At 59.8% G+C, this 20,490-nt stretch carries 14 protein-coding genes and 1 pseudogene; 10 read left to right on the top strand and 5 right to left on the bottom strand.

Annotation, left to right across the window (positions count from 1 at the left end):
- Positions 1 to 288: 288 nt before the first annotated feature.
- The 4 genes from ACV8MC_RS02230 (at position 289) to ACV8MC_RS02215 (ending at position 9,782) form a co-directional block, all read left to right on the top strand.
- Positions 289 to 2,082, top strand: a complete 1,794-nt coding sequence (locus ACV8MC_RS02230) for a DUF1302 domain-containing protein (protein WP_457264338.1) — start codon at positions 289 to 291, stop codon at positions 2,080 to 2,082.
- Between the two features lie 23 nt (positions 2,083 to 2,105).
- On the top strand, positions 2,106 to 3,473 hold the full coding sequence (locus ACV8MC_RS02225) for a DUF1329 domain-containing protein (protein ID WP_457264336.1): 1,368 nt from the start codon (positions 2,106 to 2,108) through the stop codon (positions 3,471 to 3,473).
- A 315-nt stretch (positions 3,474 to 3,788) separates the two neighbouring features.
- Positions 3,789 to 6,164 (top strand): LuxR C-terminal-related transcriptional regulator, encoded by a 2,376-nt coding sequence (locus tag ACV8MC_RS02220; protein ID WP_457264334.1) that lies wholly within the window; start codon positions 3,789 to 3,791, stop codon positions 6,162 to 6,164.
- A gap of 153 nt (positions 6,165 to 6,317) precedes the next feature.
- Positions 6,318 to 9,782 (top strand): dermonecrotic toxin domain-containing protein, encoded by a 3,465-nt coding sequence (locus tag ACV8MC_RS02215; protein ID WP_457264333.1) that lies wholly within the window; start codon positions 6,318 to 6,320, stop codon positions 9,780 to 9,782.
- Positions 9,783 to 9,808: 26 nt separating this feature from the next.
- On the opposite strand, the gene ACV8MC_RS02210 is transcribed toward ACV8MC_RS02215, so the two are convergent.
- Entirely contained in the window at positions 9,809 to 10,588 is a 780-nt protein-coding gene (locus ACV8MC_RS02210) for an IclR family transcriptional regulator (protein ID WP_056782991.1), read from the bottom strand.
- Between the two features lie 163 nt (positions 10,589 to 10,751).
- Here ACV8MC_RS02210 and hmgA point away from each other — a divergent pair, with 163 nt between their 5' ends.
- The 3 genes from hmgA to maiA are packed head-to-tail and all read left to right on the top strand — an operon-like array spanning position 10,752 to position 14,012.
- Entirely contained in the window at positions 10,752 to 12,056 is a 1,305-nt protein-coding gene (hmgA, locus tag ACV8MC_RS02205) for a homogentisate 1,2-dioxygenase (RefSeq protein ID WP_323621681.1), read from the top strand.
- Between the two features lie 3 nt (positions 12,057 to 12,059).
- The gene (gene fahA / locus ACV8MC_RS02200; RefSeq protein WP_041479662.1) at positions 12,060 to 13,364 is read left to right on the top strand and encodes a fumarylacetoacetase; all 1,305 of its coding nucleotides are present in this window, start codon (positions 12,060 to 12,062) and stop codon (positions 13,362 to 13,364) included.
- 12 nt (positions 13,365 to 13,376) lie between these two features.
- Positions 13,377 to 14,012 carry a maleylacetoacetate isomerase gene (gene maiA / locus ACV8MC_RS02195; protein ID WP_056782996.1) on the top strand — a complete coding sequence of 212 codons (636 nt, stop codon included), beginning with the start codon at positions 13,377 to 13,379 and terminating at the stop codon, positions 14,010 to 14,012.
- Between the two features lie 139 nt (positions 14,013 to 14,151).
- Here the strand turns inward: maiA and ACV8MC_RS02190 are convergent, their stop codons facing one another.
- Entirely contained in the window at positions 14,152 to 14,955 is an 804-nt protein-coding gene (locus ACV8MC_RS02190) for a transglutaminase family protein (protein ID WP_095180401.1), read from the bottom strand.
- 184 nt (positions 14,956 to 15,139) lie between these two features.
- On the opposite strand from ACV8MC_RS02190, the gene ACV8MC_RS02185 reads away from it, so the two are divergent.
- Positions 15,140 to 16,159: a Glu/Leu/Phe/Val dehydrogenase family protein gene (locus tag ACV8MC_RS02185; RefSeq protein ID WP_041479665.1), complete on the top strand. Its 1,020-nt coding sequence runs from the start codon at positions 15,140 to 15,142 to the stop codon at positions 16,157 to 16,159.
- 155 nt (positions 16,160 to 16,314) lie between these two features.
- Here ACV8MC_RS02185 and ACV8MC_RS02180 read toward each other — a convergent pair.
- Positions 16,315 to 16,569: pseudogene (locus ACV8MC_RS02180) on the bottom strand (YebG family protein); the annotation flags it as partial.
- A gap of 347 nt (positions 16,570 to 16,916) precedes the next feature.
- Here ACV8MC_RS02180 and ACV8MC_RS02175 point away from each other — a divergent pair.
- Positions 16,917 to 17,417, top strand: coding sequence for a phosphate-starvation-inducible protein PsiE (locus tag ACV8MC_RS02175; RefSeq protein WP_039759287.1), 501 nt, complete (start codon positions 16,917 to 16,919; stop codon positions 17,415 to 17,417).
- Here the strand turns inward: ACV8MC_RS02175 and ACV8MC_RS02170 are convergent.
- Positions 17,414 to 17,731, bottom strand: a complete 318-nt coding sequence (locus tag ACV8MC_RS02170) for a DUF3509 domain-containing protein (protein ID WP_016771632.1) — start codon at positions 17,729 to 17,731, stop codon at positions 17,414 to 17,416. The genes ACV8MC_RS02175 and ACV8MC_RS02170 overlap by 4 nt on opposite strands.
- A gap of 263 nt (positions 17,732 to 17,994) precedes the next feature.
- Positions 17,995 to 19,371: an L-serine ammonia-lyase gene (locus ACV8MC_RS02165; protein ID WP_095180402.1), complete on the bottom strand. Its 1,377-nt coding sequence runs from the start codon at positions 19,369 to 19,371 to the stop codon at positions 17,995 to 17,997.
- Between the two features lie 135 nt (positions 19,372 to 19,506).
- Here ACV8MC_RS02165 and ACV8MC_RS02160 point away from each other — a divergent pair, with 135 nt between their 5' ends.
- Positions 19,507 to 20,454 carry a LysR substrate-binding domain-containing protein gene (locus ACV8MC_RS02160; RefSeq protein WP_016771630.1) on the top strand — a complete coding sequence of 316 codons (948 nt, stop codon included), beginning with the start codon at positions 19,507 to 19,509 and terminating at the stop codon, positions 20,452 to 20,454.
- The last annotated feature ends 36 nt before the right edge of the window (positions 20,455 to 20,490 follow it).

The raw sequence follows: 20,490 nt of genomic DNA, 5'->3' as shown, positions 1-20,490 counted from the left end.
GCTTGGCGCTTTGCGGCGTGTGCCGAGGAAAGCGCGCTCAGAATAAGGTCTCAAGCCTGTAGGAAAAATACCGATTCCAGACATGCACTGTTACGGGGCGCGCAACAGTGGCGTGCGCATGGATGGCGCTGATGACGCGCTATCCAGCCAGTCCATGAACCGCCCAGGCCCCGCCGTACAAGGCCATTCATCCTTTCGAGCGACAACGCAAATACCTCCTTGGTGCGCTTATCGACCGCTTCACCCGGCAGTAGGGTGGGGCCTTCTGTCACTCACCGGGGAAGACGCATGACAAAAACAACAATGCGCGCCATCTTCACACCGCAGGCGCTGGCCGCTGCGGTGGCTCTGGGTTGCGGCGCCCAGGCGCACGCGGTCGCCTTCAACATCGGCGAAATCGAAGGCACCTTCGACTCGTCACTTTCGGTCGGCGCGAGCTGGGGTCTGCGCGATGCCGACAACTCGCTGGTCGGCACGGTCAATGGCGGCAGCGGACAATCGTCCACCGGTGATGACGGGCGCCTGAATTTCAAGAAGGGCGAAACCTTTTCGAAGATCTTCAAGGGCATCCATGACCTCGAACTGAAGTACGGTGATACCGGCATGTTCGTGCGGGGCAAATACTGGTACGACTTCGAACTCAAGGACGAAGACCGCGAGTTCAAACAGATCAGCGACAGCGGCCGCAAGGAAGGCGCCAAGTCTTCCGGCGCGCAGATCCTCGATGCCTTCGTCTATCACAACTACGCCATCGCCGATTTGCCCGGCACCGTGCGGGCCGGCAAGCAGGTGGTGAGCTGGGGCGAAAGTACCTTCATCGGCAACTCGATCAACAGCATCAACCCGGTCGACGTCTCGGCATTCCGCCGTCCCGGTGCCGAGATCAAGGAAGGCCTGATTCCGGTGAACATGCTGTTTGGTTCGCAGAGCCTGACCGACAAACTCTCGGTCGAAGGCTTCTACCAACTGGAGTGGGACCAGACCGTTCTCGACAACTGCGGCACGTTCTTCGGCGTCGACGTGGCGGCGGACGGTTGCAACAACGGCTACACCGTCGGCAGCCCAGCGGTGGCGCCACTGGTGCCGCTGACCACCGCGTTCGGCCAAGGCATCCAGGTCACCCGGGAGGGCGTGGTGATCCCCCGTGGCGGCGATCGTGATGCGCGCGATTCCGGGCAGTGGGGCACGGCGCTGCGCTGGCTCGGCGACGACACCGAGTACGGCCTCTACTTCATGAACTACCACAGCCGTACGCCGACGGTCGGCACCACCACGGCGGGGCTGTCGACACTGGCGGCGTTGCCAGGCATGGTCGGCATTGCGAACGGCCTTGCGCCTGGCAGCGGTGCGGGGCTGGCGCAGAGCGTGATGCTCGGGCGCGGTCAGTATTACCTCGAATATCCGGAAGACATTCGCCTGTACGGCGCGAGTTTCTCCACCACCCTGCCCACCGGCACCGCATGGACCGGCGAGATCAGCTACCGGCCGAACGCGCCGGTGCAGGTCAACACCAACGACCTGACCCTGGCGCTGGTCAATCCGATTGCCGGCGGCACCGCATCGCCACTCGCCACTTCGCCGGGTGCCGACAACAAAGGCTACCGGCGCAAGGAAGTCACGCAAATCCAGAGCACCCTCACACACTTCTTCGATCAGGTGCTCGGCGCCGAACGCTTGACTGTGGTCGGCGAAGCAGCGGTGGTGCATGTCGGTGGTCTGGAGTCACGCAGTGAGCTGCGTTATGGCCGTGATTCGGTCTACGGCCAGTATGGTTTCGGCGGCGATACCGACGGCTTCGTCACCTCGACTTCGTGGGGCTATCGCGCCCGGGCGATTCTCGATTACGCCAACGTCATCGGCGGGATCAACCTCAAGCCCAACCTGTCGTGGTCCCATGACGTCGCCGGTTACGGCCCCAACGGTCTGTTCAACGAAGGTGCGAAAGCCATCAGCTTCGGCGTCGATGCCGACTACCGCAACACCTACACCGCAAGCCTGAGTTACACCGACTTTTTCGGTGGCGACTACAACGTCCTCGAAGACCGTGACTTCGTGGCCCTGAGCTTCGGCGTGAACTTCTGATCTGCCCGAGAAGGATGACTGCAATGCGCAAAACGATTCTGCAATGTGGCGTGCTGGCCTTGAGTCTGCTGGCCGCCAACGTAATGGCGGCGGTGTCGCCGGATGAGGCGAACAAACTTGGCACCAGCCTGACCCCGCTCGGCGCTGAGAAGGCCGGCAATGCGGACGGTTCGATCCCGGCCTGGACCGGCGGCATCCCGAAAAACGCCGGTGCGGTGGACAGCAAGGGCTTCCTCGCCGACCCGTTTGCCAACGAAAAACCGTTGTTCACCATCACCGCCGCGAACGTCGAACAGTACAAAGGCAAGCTCTCCGATGGCCAGGTGGCGATGTTCAAACGTTACCCGGAAACCTACAAGATCCCGGTCTACCCGACCCACCGCACCGTGGGGGCGCCAGCGGAAATCTACGAGTCGGCCAAGCGCAGCGCGCTGAACGTCAACGCAATCAACGATGGCAACGGCCTGGCCAATTTCACCGGCAACCGCTACTACGCCTTCCCGATTCCGAAGAACGGCGTCGAGGTGCTGTGGAACCACATCACCCGCTACCACGGCGGCAATCTGCGGCGGATCATCACTCAGGTCACACCGCAGACCAACGGCAGCTACACGCCGATCCGCTTCGAAGAAGAGATCGCCGTGCCGCAACTGATGAAAGACATCGACCCGGATAAAGCCGCCAACGTACTGACCTTCTTCAAGCAATCGGTGACCGCCCCGGCGCGGCTGGCCGGTAACGTGCTGCTGGTGCACGAAACTCTCGATCAGGTGAAGGAACCGCGTCTGGCGTGGATCTACAACGCCGGTCAGCGCCGGGTCCGGCGCGCACCGCAAGTGGCCTATGACGGCCCGGGTACAGCGGCCGATGGCCTGAGGACTTCCGACAACTTCGACATGTTCTCCGGTGCTCCGGATCGCTATGACTGGAAACTGGTCGGCAAGAAGGAAATGTACATTCCCTACAACAGCTACAAGCTCGACTCGCCGAAGCTCAAGTACGACGACATCGTCAAGGCCGGGCACATCAATCAGGACCTGACCCGTTACGAACTGCACCGCGTCTGGGAAGTGATCGGCACGGTGAAACCGAACGAGCGGCACATCTACGCCAAGCGCCACATGTACATCGACGAGGACAGCTGGCAAGTGGCACTGGCCGATCACTACGACGGTCGCGGGCAACTGTGGCGCGTTGCCGAAGGTCACGCGCAGTACTACTACGATCATCAGGCTCAGGCTTACACGCTGGAAGCGCTCTACGACATCATTGCCGGCCGCTACATTGCGTTGGGCATGAAGAACGAAGAGAAGCACAGCTTCGAATTCGGTTTTGAAGCCAAGGCTGCCGATTACACACCTTCGGCCCTGCGCGCCGAGGGCGTGCGCTAACGGCTCTGCTGTACCGCTGGACAAAAGGCGACCGCACGGTCGCCTTTTTTATGGCCATCAATCAGCGTGCTGAATACTCGTCAACAAGGGCGCGGGAGAGGGCTAGGGTGAGCGCACAACGATAAGAAGGCTCACCCGATGACCGCCATGACCCCGTGCCTGGATCGACCCGGATTTTTGCCCAGGCTTTCTTCGCATCATCAACCTCGCAGCCGTTTGAGCGCACCTTTGCTGACATCGAACGCACGGGTCAGGCTGTTGTGCGCGCCCGCAGGCAGCGGCAAAACCGCACTGCTCACCGAATGTCTCCTTCAGGTGCGCGCGGAGTGCGAGGCAATCTGGCTGCCGCTGGCGGGAGCGACGCTCAGCAGCGAAGAATTCTGCCTGCGTCTGACGCGGGCGCTCGGGCTGGTCGAAGGCCTTGACGATACGCAACTGATGGCGGAGCTGGCCCATTGGTCGAGGCCGACGTCGCTGTTTATCGACGATTACAGTCGGCTGCCGGATCCGGCTGTGGATGCTCTGCTGGATCGCTTGCTGGCGGTCAGCAGCCCGGCGCTCACCTGGTGGATCAGCACTCGCCGCCGGCCGCAGTGCAACTGGCCGCGCCTGTTGCTCGATGACGAACTCTACGAATTCGAGAGTGCCAGCCTGGCGCTGACTCACGATGAAGTTGTATCGGTGTTGCACCATTTGCCGCCTGACCAGGCGGACCGCGTCGCCACCCGTATCATCCAGCGTACTGGCGGTTGGTGCGCGGGGTCGCGCATGGCGCTCCTGCAGAAATGCGACTGGTCGCAAAACCTGCAACCGCAGCAGCGTGTCGACACTCTGCTCGATTATCTGCAGCATGAACTGTTCAGCAACCTGACGCCGGAGCAGGACGAGGCATGGCGTGTGCTGGCTCACCTGCCACGGTTCAACGCGCCGTTATGCGAGCATTTGTTCGGCCCTGGCGAAGGCGCTCAGCTGCTGCGTGATCTGCAAGTGCTGGGCTGCTTCATCGAGCCTTGGCAAGCGTCCGCTGACTGGCTCCAGGTGTTCCGCCCGCTGTCGCGAATCATCCAGGAGTCGCACTGGCCGTGTGCGCGTTCCTGGCACCGGCGCGCCTGTCAGTGGTTCAGCGCGACGCAGGATTGGCGAGCGGCGTTCGAGCAAGCGTTGTTGGCCGAGGAATACGAAACTGCCGTCAGCCTGTTGCAGCATTTCGGCTTCGAAGACTTGTTCGAAGACCAGACCGTCGTCCTGCTGTTGCGTTTGCACGAGCAGCAAAGCCAGCAGCTGACCCTGATGACACCACAGCTGATCGTGCTGGTCACGGGCGCCTTATTGTTTGCCGGCCGGTTCGAACAGGCCGGGCAATGCCTGGCTCATCTCGGCCGCTTCATGCCGCAGCCGACAGCGCAACTGGAGCAGCAACTGCTGGCCCGCTGGCAGGCGCAACAGGGATGGCTGTTTCACCTGCAAGGGCAAATGGAGCCGGCACGCGCCTGCTTTCAGGAGGCTTTGTCTGCACTGGCTGACGGTGCCTGGCAGGCGCGTTTGATGTGCCTGTCGGGACTGACCCAGCAGGCGTTACTGTGCGGCGAGCTGGATCAGGCACATGCCCTCAACCGCGAGGCGCTGTGCCTGGCGCGGGCTCATGGCTCCTTGCTGTTCGAAGGCTTGCTTGAGCTTGACCATGCGCAATGGCTCGAGCAGCGGGGCGCGCCTTTGCGTGCCGAAAGCCTGCTGGTGGAGATCGAGCACTTGCTGCGCCAGCGCGCCACGCTGCCCGTGCCACTGCTCGGCCGGATTGCCCTGCGGCGCGGACGACTGGCGCTGTGCATGGGCCTTGAAGAGCAGGCTGCGCAGTTGTTCAGCCAGGGCCTTGAAGATTGCTTGCGCAGCCAGGACAAGAGGGTCTTGTACGGCTACCTCGGGCAAGCGCAACTGGCCGGCAATCGCGGCGATTATGCCGGCGCTTTCGAACGCCTGCGCGAGGCCGAAAGGGTCATGCAGCAACGGCAGATTCCCGATACGGTCTATCGCGGTGTTGTGTTGCAGGTGAGCAGCCAGTTCTGGTTGCAGCAGGGCCGACCGCATCTTGTGCAAGAAGCGTTGAGCCGACTGTTACGGCATTACCGGGGACCTTCGGCGTTGCAGGCGCCACCCGCGACGTTCGAACTGATTATTCGCATCGAATACCTGCTGGCCTGCGCGAATGCGCAATCGGTCCCGGACGAAAGCGCTTTGCCAACCATTGAGCGATTGTTGAAGCGCGCTCAGGCCAAAGGCATGTTGGCGGCGGAAACGGAATTGTTGCTGGCCTTCGCCCAGTTGGCCGAGGCGCACGGTGACACGGTGGCGGCGCAGCAAGCGTTCCAGCGAGCCGCAACGCTGGCGCAGCGTTGCCGATTGCAGCAAGCCGTGCGCGAGTGGGAATTACGCCGAGGTAGCCTCACTGGGGCTGGCAAGGAGGTCTCTGCCTGGCCACGGGATAACGATGAACAGGCGCCTGGCCTCAGTCGGCGCGAACGGGAAGTGCTGATGTTGATTGCTCAAGGGGCTTCTAATCAGCAAGTTGCCGAACAACTGTTTATTTCATTACATACAGTAAAAACTCATGCGAGGAGGATTAACGGTAAGTTGGGTGTGGAACGCAGAACCCAGGCTGTGGCGAAAGCCAAGTTGATGGGGATACTGGTTTAGTTTTGTAAATTTCAGTAGCACAACATGGTGTTCGTTGTTGGGTGGCATGTTTTGTAATTTGTTCGAGCTTCATGTCGGCTGAAAAAGAAACTACCTTGCAATTATCGGCGGTGGCTGCACTTGCAGCTCTGGATAATCAAGTAAGGAAAGTTTGTGGCCAAGTTATATAAAAGTTTGATGCGTGGTTCTTTCGGTGAGCAGGTTACCTGGCGGGAAGAGTGGGAAAAGGCAACACAGGCTAAAATAGATCTGTTCAAGATCATCGACGCCATGCCGAGCGTGCTGGATATTCTGCGCAGCATGCTTGAGGGTGAATTGAAGCGTCTGGGCAAAACAGTTGATATCGACAAGGTCTATATCAATACGGATCCTGCTTTCCCTGCCGATGAAAATCGGCCATCAGGCACTCTTTGGGAGGTGACGGTTCATTGTCTGAATAACCATATAAGTCCTGCCTATATTATGGGTGGTGATGGGGTTTTTGTTCTGCCGGATACGTTCAGTGAGCAATTCAAAGTCAAGGTGCTCAATACCATTGTTGTTGAAGATCTGATCGCTGCTGTAACTGCCGGACTGGAAAAAACATTGCGAGCCGAGATCGCAAAGTTCTGGGCTGCGCCAGCGAAACCCGTCCATGCCGACAATGCACCGCTGTCGAACAAACAGGCTTTCATCAAGGCCTATGCCGTGGTCACCGGTGCAGAGCTGTCGCTGTCGGTCATGGCCAACAACTTCGATGCCCGATTGGGCGAGCGATTCGCTCATCTGCTGGAAGCAGATGCCGGTCGCGCAGCGTTTGAAGTCAACCTGCAACCGGCACAGGATTATCTTCTGGTGCGCCAGCCCTGTTTCGTTCTGGACAACGCCGAGCGTGCGGTCGCAGAGATGCAACTGGTCAACGAGTCGACTTCCTATCTGCTGCACACGCCGGAAAACGGCTTCGAGTTCTTTGAAAGAAATACCGATTTGCACAGCAAACTTCAGCAGAGACTTTCCCTGCGTAGCGAGCAGATCAGTTACCCGAAAGCCACGCAAAGTCCTCATGTCTTTTGTGTCGACACTCACCTCAAAGGTCAGCTTGAAAATGTTTCATCCTTGATCAGTGGCCGGGAACAACTGGAAAAACCACTGATCTCCATGCTTCAAGAGAATCAAGGCCTGCATGTGCTGCGTTACGGCATCGACACCCGTTTCTATCTGCTCTGGGCGGCACTGAAGCGCACCGACTGGCCGCTTTGGCTGCATGCCGCTGGTAGCGATGTTCAACAACGTTATAGCGAGCTTGAAGAATCCAAAGACCAGTATGAGGCTGCATATTCGAGCGCGTTCGATACGTGTTTTTCTTTCAAGGACTATGTGCTGCGCACGTTCGCCGCATGGGCGCAGAGGGCCTTTGACCAACGTCTGGATCCAGAAGCGATCAGTGTCCATAGCTCGTACACTTTGCAAGTTGCCGGACGGACCATCGAACAGGAAGAAACCCGGACGCTGACGGAGTTTCTTGTTTTCGGTCTGCACGACAATGGTTACAAAGCGACTCTGACCATCATCGGCGCTCCCGACGGAAGTCGGCTGACGGCAGTAGCGCTCGAGCAGTGGCTGGAAAATCGTAACCTGCGCCTGGAGTTTACCGGCAGTCTTGCATACTCGCCGTCGGTTGCTTGGCAGGAGGCCTATCGCAACTATCTCTTCAGCCAGATGGAGTTTGCAGTTTTTGTAGCTCGCCAGTCCGGGAAGCTGGATTCCACCGATGCGAACATCATCGCGCGAGCCATGGCCAACGACCCTGCGGTGACTATTCAGGGCTTGAAAATCAGGCTGCAAGTCCCAGCATTGAAAGATGTTCTGATGATTTCGGCCAAAGAATACGCACCGTCGCTGATGTTGGTCAAAACAGCTGACGGGCAATTCGAACTGCAGAAATTTTCCGATATCTACGCGGCGAACCGCTGGCTGGAGTCGGCATTGTCGGCGGATCGTGAATACGCCGCATTGGTGATCCATCCCGACTACCTGCACGAGGCGGGTGAGTTGCTTGGCAGCGCTGGTACTCAACTGAGCTACCGCTACACGCTTGATAGCCGGCCGGTCGATCTTTATCTGAACGCCAAGGCACCTTTGGCGGACTACGTAAATGTCGCCTACCGAGCCGAAGTTGCGCTGCACAAGGCCATTGCACCGGCAGCTTATCGGGCGCTTGGCATTGAGGGGCGCAAGCGCTATTCGCGTCTGACAACCGAACTCAAGGCGCTGTCCACGGTTGATGCAAGAGACAATGGTTTTCCGACATTCGAGCAGTTCACCTATGACGCGGTGAAAGCCCAGATAGAAGACCTGTTGCGTTCGCGCGGCAGCAACATTTCGGTCAATCCCGACCAGATCATTATTCAGACCGAAGAGTTTCGTAAGAGCGTTACCGACGTCTTGCTTGAGGGACTCGCTTTCGAAGCGGTGCATCCGGCCTATGAAACCAAGTACAGCCCCAAATATTACTTGGTGAATGGACATCCCCTCGTTGAAAAACTGGATATCCGGGATTTGTCTTCGCTATCGAAAACCTTCCGCCCTGGTGACCGATACAGCGCGATGCTGGAAGAGCAATATCTGAACAAGGCTCATCCTGATCACGCTTTCAAGCGCGCGGTACACGCCCGGAAAATCCGCTGTGAGATGTATCGCAATGCGTTTGCCGATTTCACCAACGGCAGATTATCGACAGAGTCTTTCTCTGCTGTCCAAGGGGTCATCGATAACCTGAAAGAGAGTGGCGGTTATCAGTCGGTAGGGACCAGCACCGCCGAAGGTGATATCGGGCTGTACAAATTCAATATTGGCGCGCTGGGTCTGACGACTCCTGGGGACCGCGCGGTTGGCGGCGTTTATATTTTTCGACTGAAGTTGTCGTCAGGTTTCTTCGACTTGCTCTATACGCCTGACGCACCGGATCAAGTCAACTTCCGACCGATCGCTGAGTTCATTCCTTCGATTCGTTTTCGAAAAGGCCCATTCAGGAGCTATTACAGCGAGCGGATACTGCTGGTTGACCAGAAAGTGACCAATGACTACTTCGATAATCTGGTCGCAACGGTTGATACCCGACCGGTCATTCGCACACAGCAGCGTTCGTTACTGCCCGATCTGTTCACTTTCCATGACGAGCGAGTGCGCCGTGTATTGAGTGACATCGACGAACGGACCACCAGTCTCAACGAAATAATCGCCAGTGTGGTTTATGAAAATCTGTTGAAGGCCGCAAACATTGTCAGCCTGCTGGTGCCACCCGTAGGCACTGTGGTGGTGGCTGTGCAGGTGATGAAAAGCATCTACGACGCGTCTCAGTCGCACCGGCGCGGTGATTATTCCGCCGCGCTGGGGCATGTGCAGGATGTATTGAGCGGACTGCTGACATTGGGTCAGGCTGCAGCGGCGGGGGCGCCGGCTAAAGAACTTACCCGTGCGCAACGCTCGTTTCTCAGTCTGTTTGAAGACGCCCGCACGGTCGCGGAGCTGGTTACGTATTACACCGGCCATGAAGACCCCGCCGATGAACTGATCGGGTTCTTCAAGTCACTGATGCAAGAGGCTGAGTCTGCATTAAGCAAGACCACGGTTCGCTGAGCCGTTTCGAGCGCTCATAGTCTGATTTATCTTTCGTAACCCATGCGCCAACTCACGGCCCGGGTCGCAGCCAACAACCGCTGCGCCGCCGGGCCGTTTTCGTCGGCGTGGAACAGTGAGGTCGGGCCGACGATGGTCAGCACCGCAGCGATCTGCCCGACCGCGTTGAACACTGGCGCAGAAAGCGCATCCACACCCGGCATCAACAAACCATGCACGTGATGCAGACCGCGTTCGCGGATCTGTTCACACAGCGCTGCATAGGCTTTTTCGTCCTTGAGGGGATGCTTTTCGACAGCGATCTCCTGCTCGCGCAATTCATCGGTTTCCCGGTGCGGCAGGTAAGCACTGAACACCAGCCCGGTGGACGAGCTGAGCAGCGGCAGCACCGAACCCAACTGCGTCACCACCGTCACCGCGCGCACCGCCGGTTCAATGTGCACTACGGTTGCGCCCTGATTGCCCCACACCGCGAGAAAGCAGGTTTCGTTGAGTTCATCGCGCAGCTCGGACAGCGGCAGGGCGGCAACTTTCAGCACGTCCATGCTGTTGAGCGCGGCCAGGCCCACGCGCAGTGCTTCGCGACCGAGGCCGTAATGGTTGGTGGCGGTGTTCTGTTCGGCAAATCCGGAGGCTATCAACGCCTGCAAATAGCGATGCACCTTGCTTGCCGGCATCTGCACATGTTCGGCCAGACGCGACAGCGAAGTCGACGGTGACAACTCGGCCAAAGCCTTGAGGATGTCGGTGCCGACTTCGGCGGAGCGGACTTTCTGTTTGCCGTTGCTGTCGCTGGTTTTTTCCATGGGGCTGGCGGTTCCGGTTCGAATGGGCGTCTTTATAGCTTGACGCTGGATAGCGAGCAAATTACGTTATGCGTAATCAGATTACGATAATAACAACCCCGGCGTGCCGAGAACTCTGAGCCAGAGCGATGGGCCACTGCCGACTCCCTGTTCAGGAGGCTCCATGAACCCCGATTCAACCGCGCAGGACCTGGTTTACCAGTCCGGCTTCGGCAACGAATTCAGCACTGAAGCGTTGCCCGGCGCGCTGCCCGTTGGCCAGAATTCCCCGCAGAAAGCCCCGTACGGCCTGTATACCGAGCTGTTCTCCGGCACCGCGTTCACCATGCCGCGCAGCGAAGCGCGGCGCACCTGGATGTACCGGATTCAGCCGTCGGCCAACCACCCGGCGTTCGTCAAACTGGAACGGCAACTGGCCGGCGGACCTTTGGGTGAAGTGACGCCCAATCGCCTGCGCTGGAATCCACTGGAGTTGCCGACCGAGCCAACGGATTTCATCGATGGTCTGGTCAGCATGGCGGCCAATGCTGGCGCCGAAAAACCTTCCGGCATCAGCATTTATAACTACACCGCCAACCGTTCAATGGAGCGTGTGTTCTTTAACGCCGATGGGGAAATGCTGCTGGTGCCGCAACTCGGTCGCCTGCGTATCGCCACCGAACTGGGCGTACTCGAAGTGGCGCCGCTGGAAATCGTCGTTCTGCCGCGTGGCCTGAAATTTCGCGTCGAACTGCTCGATCCACAGGCTCGCGGCTACCTCGCCGAGAACCACGGCGCGCCGCTGCGCCTGCCGGATCTGGGGCCGATCGGCAGCAACGGTCTGGCCAATCCACGGGATTTCCTCACCCCGGTCGCTGCCTACGAAAACCTGCAGCAACCGACTACTTTGGTGCAGAAATTCCTTGGCCAGTTGTGGGCCACCGAACTCAATCACTCACCGCTCAATGTGGTCGCCTGGCACGGCAACAACGTGCCGTACAAATACGACCTGCGCCGTTTCAACACCATCGGCACGGTGAGTTTCGATCACCCTGATCCTTCAATTTTCACTGTACTGACCTCGCCGACCAGCGTGCACGGTCTGGCCAACCTCGATTTCGTGATCTTCCCGCCGCGCTGGATGGTCGCCGAAAACACCTTCCGGCCACCGTGGTTCCATCGCAACCTGATGAACGAATTCATGGGCCTGATCCAGGGCGAATACGACGCCAAGGCCGAAGGCTTCGTGCCCGGCGGCGCGTCGCTGCACAGCTGCATGAGCGCCCACGGCCCGGACGGCGAAACCTGCACCAGGGCGATCAACGCCGAGCTTGCACCTGCAAAAATCGATAACACCATGGCCTTCATGTTCGAGACCAGCCAGGTGCTTCGTCCAAGTCGTTTCGCCCTCGAATGCCCACAGTTGCAACCCAGTTACGACGCTTGCTGGGCGACGCTGCCCGCCACGTTCGACCCGACCCGGAGATAACCCATGACACAGAATTCCATCCCCCGCAGTTGGGTCGCTTCGGCCAACGGTCACAGCGATTTCCCCTTGCAGAATCTGCCGCTGGGCGTGTTCAGCCTGGACGGTTCGGCGCCTCGCGCGGGCGTAGCGATCGGCGAGCACATTTTCGATTTGCAGGTGGCGCTTGAGGCCGGTCTGTTCGACGGTGTCGCACGCAGTGCGGTGGAAGCCATGCACGGCGGGCAGTTGAACGCGTTCTTTGAACTTGGCCGTGAGGCGCGGGTTGCCCTGCGCGAACGCCTGATCGAACTGTTCAGTGAAGGCAGCACCCTGCGTGGCAACATCGAAGCGCAAGGCGCGAAACTCTTGCCGTTGGCTGCCGATTGCCAGATGCACCTGCCGGCACGGATCAGCGATTACACCGACTTCTACGTCGGCATCGAGCACGCGCAGAACGTCGGCAAACTGTTCCGCCCGGATAACCCGCTGCTGCCGAACTACAAGCACGTGCCGATCGGTTACCACGGTCGCGCTTCCACGGTGCGAGCGTCCGGCACCGACGTGCGCCGGCCGAAAGGCCAGACGCTGCCGGCCGGCCAGACCGAACCGGTATTCGGTCCATGCGCGCGTCTGGATTACGAACTGGAACTGGGTATCTGGATCGGCCAGGGCAATGAGATGGGCGAGCCGATTGCCATCGGTGACGCTGCCGAGCACATCGCCGGTTTCTGCCTGCTCAACGACTGGTCGGCGCGGGATATCCAGGCTTGGGAATACCAGCCACTCGGCCCATTCCTGTCGAAGAGTTTCATCACCAGCGTCTCGCCGTGGGTGGTGACGGCTGAAGCACTGGAACCATTCCGCACGGCGCAACCGGCCCGCCCTGAAGGTGATCCGCAGCCGCTGCCGTATCTGCTCGACAAGCGCGATCAGGATGGCGGCGCCTTCGACATCGAGCTGGAAGTGCTGTTGCGTACCGAAACCATGCGCGAGCAGAACCTGCCCGCCCATCGCCTGACCCTGAGCAACACCCGCTACATGTACTGGACCGTCGCGCAAATGGTTGCGCATCACAGCGTCAACGGTTGCCAGTTGCAGGCCGGCGATCTGTTCGGTTCGGGCACTTTGTCCGGCCCGGAAAACGGCCAGTTTGGCAGCCTGCTGGAGATTACCGAGGGCGGTAAGAAACCGATCGAACTGGCTTCCGGCGAAGTGCGCAAATTCCTTGAGGACGGTGACGAAATCATCCTGCGTGCCCGCTGCGCCCGCGACGGTTTTGCCTCGATCGGCTTCGGCGAATGTCGCGGCACCGTGATCGCTGCGCGCTGACGGGAGCGGCTTATGGATCTCTATGGCTATTACCGTTCCACTTCGTCGTATCGGGTGCGCATTGCGCTGGCGTTGAAGGGCCTCGATTACCAGGCGTTGCCGGTCAACCTGATCGCACCGTCGGGCGGTGAACATCGGCAACCGGCGTATCTGGCGCTCAATCCGCAGGGCCGGGTGCCGACCTTGCGCACCGATGATGGTGCGCTGCTGATTCAATCGCCGGCGATCATCGAGTATCTGGAAGAGCGATACCCGCAGGTGCCGTTGCTGCCGGATGATCTGCTGGCGCGCGCGCAGGTGCGCGGTGTCGCGGCGGTGATCGGCTGCGATGTGCACCCGCTGCATAACGTCAGCGTGCTCAATCGCCTGCGCCAGGCGGGGCAGAATGAGGCGCAAGTGGTGGAGTGGATCAGCCATTGGATCAGCCAAGGGCTGGCAACGGTGGAGCAGTTGATCGGCGACAGCGGTTTCTGTTTTGGCGAATGGCCGTGCGTGGCAGATGTGTATCTGATTCCGCAGTTGTATGCGGCTGAGCGGTTCAACGTCAGCCTGGAGGCGTATCCGAAAATTTGCCGTGTGGCTGCGTTGGCGGCTGAACATCCGGCGTTTATCAAGGCGCATCCTGCCAATCAACCAGACACCCCGTAATTCCTGTGGGAGCGAGCCTGCTCGCGAAGACGGAGTGTCAGTGGCCTTTCATTCAGCTGACACACCGCTTTCGCGAGCAGGCTCGCTCCCACACAGGTTTGTGTGGGCCTCAAGGATGGTGGCAGCCTGCGGAAGGTAGTTAATGCACGACGGAGTTGGGCGGCAGATGGCCGAGGCGTTCGGTCAGGCGCAGGCGCTGGATCGGGTCTTCGCTGAGCAATAATGCATGCTCCAGATCGAAGCGTTCAGCGTTCGGGCAATCCAGCCGTTGATACAGACTGGCCCGGGCCATGTAATCGGAGGCCTTCGCATCGCCCAGTTCGAGCACTCGTCCTGCGTCGATCAGCGCGGCGATGTGATCGTCGTGGGTCAGGTGCAATTGGCGCAGGTTGCGTGACAGACGTTGCAGCATCTGCACCGGCGTTGCGCTCAGCAAATGTTCGGCGCTGAGCTGCATGTTCGGCCCGTATTGGCGTTGCAACAGTTCTCGGCAGTCATTGGGATACAGTCGCCGCCCGCCGCAAGGATCGAGCAAGTGGTCGGCGCCGGGTACCCGCAGCAGAAAATGTCCGGGGAAGTTGACCCCGACCAGAGGAATCTCCAACCCACGCGCCAATTCCAGTGCGATCAACGCCAATGCCAACGGCTGACCGCGTTGGGTGTGCAACACGCGATGCAGCAGCGCCGCCTGCGGGCGCAGCGGCAGGAAATCATCCTGCGCGAAACCGAGATCGACCATGCGTCGCAACAGCGGTTGCGCCAGTTCGCTGACCGGCAGCATCGGCAGCCCATAGCTGACGCGTAGTTGCAGATCCTTGAAGGTGCGCAACCATGCCTCGGGCTCGAGGGTTTTGTCGTGCTCGGCACTTATCCACAGCGCAGCTTCCAGCAGGGCCGGCGGTGAACGATGCAGGCATTCGAAAAAGCGTTGGCGCGCACTCATCTGAATCTCCCTCCAATGCCTCGTTTTAGCCCCGTCCGGGTTGTTCGTCCAGTGCCGGGCTCACTGAGCGCGAGTTATAGCGGCGCAGCATTGTCCGCTCGGCGGCTCATGCCGGTGTGCGCCAGCAATTTTCAGGGGCAAGCCTATACTGGCGTTCTACAAGAAGTGATTCGGGAGCCTGTCGATGTTCGCTCTCATGCAAAGCACTCGCCTGGAATCGCTGCACCTGAGCGTGGACCCGGCCACCGGGTTGAAGGCGGTCATTGCCATTCATAACAGCCATCTGGGGCCAGCCCTGGGTGGGTGCCGTTACCTTGCCTATCCCAACGACGAATCTGCGGTCGAGGACGCCATTCGCCTGGCGCAAAACATGAGCTACAAAGCGGCGCTCGCCGGCCTCGCGCAAGGTGGCGGGGTGGCGGTGATCGTGCGCCCGGCCCATGTCGAGAATCGCGCCGCGTTGTTCGAGGCTTTCGGACGTTGCATCGAGCAACTCGACGGCCGCTATATCACCGCCATCGACAGCGGTACGTCAGTGGCGGACATGGACTGCATTGCCCAGCAGACCCGCCACGTTACCAGCACCACTTCGGCAGGCGACCCGGCGCCGCATGCGGCCATGGGCGTGTTCGCCGGCATACGCGCCACGGCGATGGCGCGCCTGGGCAGCGACAACCTCGAAGGTCTGCGCGTTGCCATCCAGGGGCTTGGCAATGTCGGTTTTGCGCTGGCCGAGCAACTGCACGCGGCAGGCGCCGAGTTGCTCGTCAGTGACATCGACCACGGCAAGGTGCAACTGGCGATGGAGCAGCTCAATGCTCACCCGATCGCCAACGACGCATTGCTCAGCACGCCGTGCGACATTCTCGCGCCGTGCGGGTTGGGCGGTGTGCTCAACAGTCACAGCGTTTCACAGCTGCGCTGCTCGGCGGTGGCCGGTTCGGCGAACAATCAACTTTCCCATCTGGATGTGGCGGATCAACTGGAACGGCGCGGGATTCTTTATGCGCCGGATTATGTGATCAATGCCGGCGGGCTGATTTACGTATCGCTTAAACATCGCGGTGAGGAGTTGCCGACGATTACGGCGCATCTGTCGAAAATCAGTTCGCGGCTGACCGAAGTCTTCGCCCATGCTCAGGCGGAAAAACGTTCGCCGGCGCGGGTGGCGGATGAGTTGGCCGAAAAGGTTTTGTATCGCTGAAAGCAAAAGATCGCAGCCTTCGGCAGCTCCTACATTCCGAGTGCAGGAGCTGCCGAAGGCTGCGATCTTTCTAATTACTTCGGCGCTTTCGCTGGTTTGGCTGGCTTCGCCGGCGCCTCATCAGGTTCTGCCGCTTCAGCTTTTTCGACAGGCTCGGCCGGCGCATTGATCAGCTCCGACAGCGCATCGGGCTGGCTCTTGAACGCTCTGGCGAACACATCGCGATTCTTCGCCATGTAGATCCCGGCTTCTTCCACTTGCTGTTCAGTCAGGGACGGAACGGCTTTTTGCAGCACATCGGCCAGATATTCGGCCAGTTCGAGCATTTTGTCATGACGATCAGCTTCGGCTTTATCCATGAACAAGCGCTCCAGATCTCGGCTGCTGCGGTATACCACTTCGACGGCCATTCACCACCTCACATGCCTTCACATTAAGTTGTCTTGACGACTACTGTATCCATATACAGCGAAAAGGATAAGCGAATCCCTGCGCCATGGGTAGTGGCTTTTCAATGTAGACCGGATTCGGGGTTTGTCAGGGGTACGGTGTGGCTGCTATTCGCGAGCAGGCTCGCTCCCACGGGGATTGTGCAAAGCCGCGAGCCTGCGACCAAACGCCACGGCGCGGGATTTGCGGCGGATCGCCATGATGCGTGGCCCTGAACCTGCATGAAAACCGTTGCTACAAGGCGCGCGCGCAAAACCGTCACGTGCGATACGCATCATCCGCCCGAAACGGGCTAAGGAAACTCATCGTGAAAATAAATTGGGCCGAGAAACTGCGGCGTAACGTGCATCAACTGGCCGAGTCCCTGGGCAACCTGTTCGTCGAAACCTTTCACTATCTGGCGCTGTTCGCCATCGGTGCGGTGACAGCGTGGGCGGCGGTGATGGAGTTTCTCGGGATGCTCGAAGTCGGGCACATCAAGATCGATGACATTCTGTTGCTGTTCATCTATCTGGAACTGGGCGCGATGGTCGGGATTTATTTCAAGACCAACCACATGCCGGTGCGCTTCCTGATCTACGTGGCGATCACCGCGCTGACGCGCCTGCTGATCTCCAACGTCTCGCACCACAACCCACCGGACATGGGCATTATCTACCTGTGCGGCGGCATTCTGCTGCTGGCGTTTGCGATCCTGGTGGTGCGTTACGCTTCGTCGCAATTCCCCTCAGTGAAGATCGAGAACCCGCAGCGCAAGCTCGGCACGGGCTCCAGCGAACATCCTGAAGTGGAGAAGGGCGAGCTTTAAAGGCCCGCCGCCTGGCCGGGCTGGCCCTTGACGCGTGGCGGTGGCGGGGTGAGCCCGGCGCCGCTGGTCATGGCTTCGAGAATCGACATGGCGCTGTGGCCCTGTTCGATGGCGATGCCGAACTGGATGCTTTGCACCAGCCTCTTCAAACGCTCGGGATCGTTGCGCTGTTCGGCACTGATCATGCGCTTGGCCACAATGCGGCCGGCGTTGGACAGGGTCAGCATGATGCTGCCGTCCAGGCCCTGAATGCTCAGATTGATCTGATAGTCCGGCGCGAAAGCATCGGTAATGATCTGAAATGGGTTGTCCATGATGCGTCACCGCCTGATTGAACGTGCAGTTGTTGACCGGCCATGATCTGATTTGGTTCGCAACACCAGACCACTGGCATCTCGTTCGCTGAGGTTTGCAATGTCCGTTTGCCTCAAGGGTGATGTAGCAAGGGGCATGCCGGAAAAATTGTCGAACAATAAACACGGCGAAAAAAACGGCGAGCCTCGGGGCTCGCCGTTTTTTGTGGCGCGTTTTCAGGGCAGGAATCAGCCGATGATCGCTGACAGTGCAGTCAGGCCGATCAGCATTCCACCCAGTTCACCGCCAGCCCGCCCCGCGAGGTTTCCTTGTACTTGTCGTGCATGTCGGCGCCGGTGTCGCGCATGGTGCGGATCACCCGGTCGAGGGAAATGAAATGATTGCCGTCGCCGCGCAGGGCCATTTGCGTGGCGTTGATCGCCTTCACCGCCGCGATGGCATTGCGCTCGATGCACGGCACTTGCACCAGGCCACCGACCGGATCGCAGGTCAGGCCGAGGTTGTGTTCCAGGCCGATTTCGGCAGCGTTCTCCAGTTGCTCCGGTGTCGCGCCGAGGACGTCGGCGAGGCCGGCGGCGGCCATTGCGCAAGCTGAACCGACTTCGCCCTGACAGCCGACCTCGGCACCGGAGATGGAGGCGTTTTTCTTGCACAAAATGCCCACGGCGGCTGCACCGAGAAAGAACGCGACGACGTCATCGTCAGACGCGTCCGGATTGAATTTCATGTAGTAGTGCAGAACGGCCGGAATGATGCCGGCGGCGCCATTGGTCGGCGCGGTGACCATGCGCCCACCGGCCGCGTTTTCTTCGTTGACGGCAAGGGCGAACAGGTTGACCCATTCCATTGCCGACAGGGTCGAACTGATCACATTCGGTTTGCCGATTTCCAGCAGGCTGCGATGCAGTTTCGCCGCGCGGCGCGGTACTTTCAGACCGCCGGGCAGGATGCCTTCGTGGCGCAAACCTTGTTCGACGCACTCGCGCATCACTGACCAGATGTGCAGCAGGCCTTGGCGAATCTCGGCATCGCTGCGCCAGGCGCGTTCGTTGGCCATCATCAGTTCGGACACGCGCAGATTGTGTTGTTTGCAGAGGGCGAGCAGTTCGGCGGCGCTGGAAAAATCGTACGGCAACACCACGTCGCTGGTTGGCGCCACGCCAGACTCGGCTTCAGCCGCTTCGACGATGAAACCGCCGCCCACCGAGTAATAGGTTTGCGCGAACAGCTCGGCGCTTTCGCCAAAGGCGCTCAGCGACATGGCGTTGGGGTGGTAGGGCAAGCTCTCGTCGAGCAGCAGCAGATCGCTCTGCCAGTCAAACGCAATCGAGCGTTGACCGGCGAGGGACAGTTGTCCGGTTTCGCGCAGTTGCTGAATGCGTGGATCGATGGTCGAAGGATCGATGCTGTCCGGCCACTCGCCCATCAGGCCCATGACCGTCGCGCGATCGGTGGCATGGCCAACGCCGGTCGCAGACAGTGAGCCGTACAGACGGATTTCCACCCGTCGCACGTCATAGAGCAGATGCTGGTCGATCAGGGCCTGGGCAAAGGTCGCCGCTGCGCGCATCGGGCCGACGGTATGGGAACTGGACGGACCGATGCCCACTTTGAATAGATCGAAAACACTGATAGCCATGCTAAACCCTTACAAGCAATGGAGTAGGAATCGCTGCCATTTTTTGTCGGACAAGCGCAATGTCGGCGATACTGCCTGCCTCGGTTCGAGGTGACCAACGAAACCTCCTAAGACAGCCTTTAGCAGGACTAAACAATGAGTCGTCAATTGCATGCCCAGACCTATGTCTGGCTGCAGGTGTTTGCCTGTGCCGCGCGGCACCTGTCGTTCACCCGTTGTGCCGAAGAGCTGCACATCACCCCGGGCGCGGTCAGCCAGCAGATCCGCCAATTGGAAGAGCGCCTGGGCTTTCGCCTGTTTCATCGGCGCGCGCGGGGTGTTGAGTTGAGTGCACAGGGGCAGCGGCTGGCGATTACCGTCAATGAAGCCTATGGCAGCATCGATGCGGAATTGCGCCGGCTGGACGCCGGGATGATCAGCGGGACTCTGCGGTTGCGTTCGATCCCGTCGTTTCTCGGCAAGTGGCTGACCCCGCGCCTGCCGCGCTTGCAGCAACGCTTTCCGGACATCCAGTTGCGCCTGGTGGCCGAGGACAGCAGCGTGCCCTTGCATGAGGGCGATTTCGATCTGGCCATCGACCTCAACGATGGCAGTTACCCCGGATTGTTATCCACAGCCTTGCTCGACGAGCAGATTTTCCCGGTGTGCGCGCCGAGCCTGTTACGTGGGCGACCGCCGTTGCACGGGCCCGCGGATCTGGTGCATTTCCCGTTGCTGCACGACATCACCGCCTGGCGTGGCAGTTACGAATACGCGGAATGGGAGTTCTATTTGAATGCGATCGGCTTCGAAGGCGCCGATGTGCGGCGCGGCCACACGTTCAATCGCAATCACTTGACCATCGAAGCGGCGATCGCTGGCATGGGCGTGGCGATTGCCCGGCGCACGTTGCTCAACGATGAGCTGGAGCGCGGCACTTTGATCGTGCCGTTCGGCTTGTCGGTGCCCAACCATAAACGCTACGTGCTGCTATATGCGCCGGGGGCGTTGAGCCATCCGGGCGTGCGCGCTGTGCATGACTGGCTGGTGGAAGAGGCGGGAATTTTTCGCAGCCTGCACCCGCTGAATGAGCAACAGATGTGAGCAGATTTTTCTGCGGAGCGGGTCGACCCAACTCCC

The organism is Pseudomonas sp. PK-RTE-24 (assembly GCF_054052265.1).
The sequence above is the reverse complement of the archived record's forward strand: the minus strand, read 5'-3'. Positions and strand labels throughout refer to the sequence as shown.

Excerpts from the sequence above, each read along its gene's own strand:
- hmgA (WP_323621681.1), top strand. The coding sequence starts at position 10,752 with ATGAACCCCGATTCAACCGCGCAGGACCTGGTTTACCAGTCCGGCTTC.
- ACV8MC_RS02190 (WP_095180401.1), bottom strand. The coding sequence starts at position 14,955 with ATGAGTGCGCGCCAACGCTTTTTCGAATGCCTGCATCGTTCACCGCCG.
- ACV8MC_RS02170 (WP_016771632.1), bottom strand. The coding sequence starts at position 17,731 with ATGGACAACCCATTTCAGATCATTACCGATGCTTTCGCGCCGGACTAT.
- ACV8MC_RS02185 (WP_041479665.1), top strand. The coding sequence starts at position 15,140 with ATGTTCGCTCTCATGCAAAGCACTCGCCTGGAATCGCTGCACCTGAGC.
- maiA (WP_056782996.1), top strand. The coding sequence starts at position 13,377 with ATGGATCTCTATGGCTATTACCGTTCCACTTCGTCGTATCGGGTGCGC.
- fahA (WP_041479662.1), top strand. The coding sequence starts at position 12,060 with ATGACACAGAATTCCATCCCCCGCAGTTGGGTCGCTTCGGCCAACGGT.
- ACV8MC_RS02210 (WP_056782991.1), bottom strand. The coding sequence starts at position 10,588 with ATGGAAAAAACCAGCGACAGCAACGGCAAACAGAAAGTCCGCTCCGCC.
- ACV8MC_RS02230 (WP_457264338.1), top strand. The coding sequence starts at position 289 with ATGACAAAAACAACAATGCGCGCCATCTTCACACCGCAGGCGCTGGCC.
- ACV8MC_RS02165 (WP_095180402.1), bottom strand. The coding sequence starts at position 19,371 with ATGGCTATCAGTGTTTTCGATCTATTCAAAGTGGGCATCGGTCCGTCC.
- ACV8MC_RS02225 (WP_457264336.1), top strand. The coding sequence starts at position 2,106 with ATGCGCAAAACGATTCTGCAATGTGGCGTGCTGGCCTTGAGTCTGCTG.
- ACV8MC_RS02160 (WP_016771630.1), top strand. The coding sequence starts at position 19,507 with ATGAGTCGTCAATTGCATGCCCAGACCTATGTCTGGCTGCAGGTGTTT.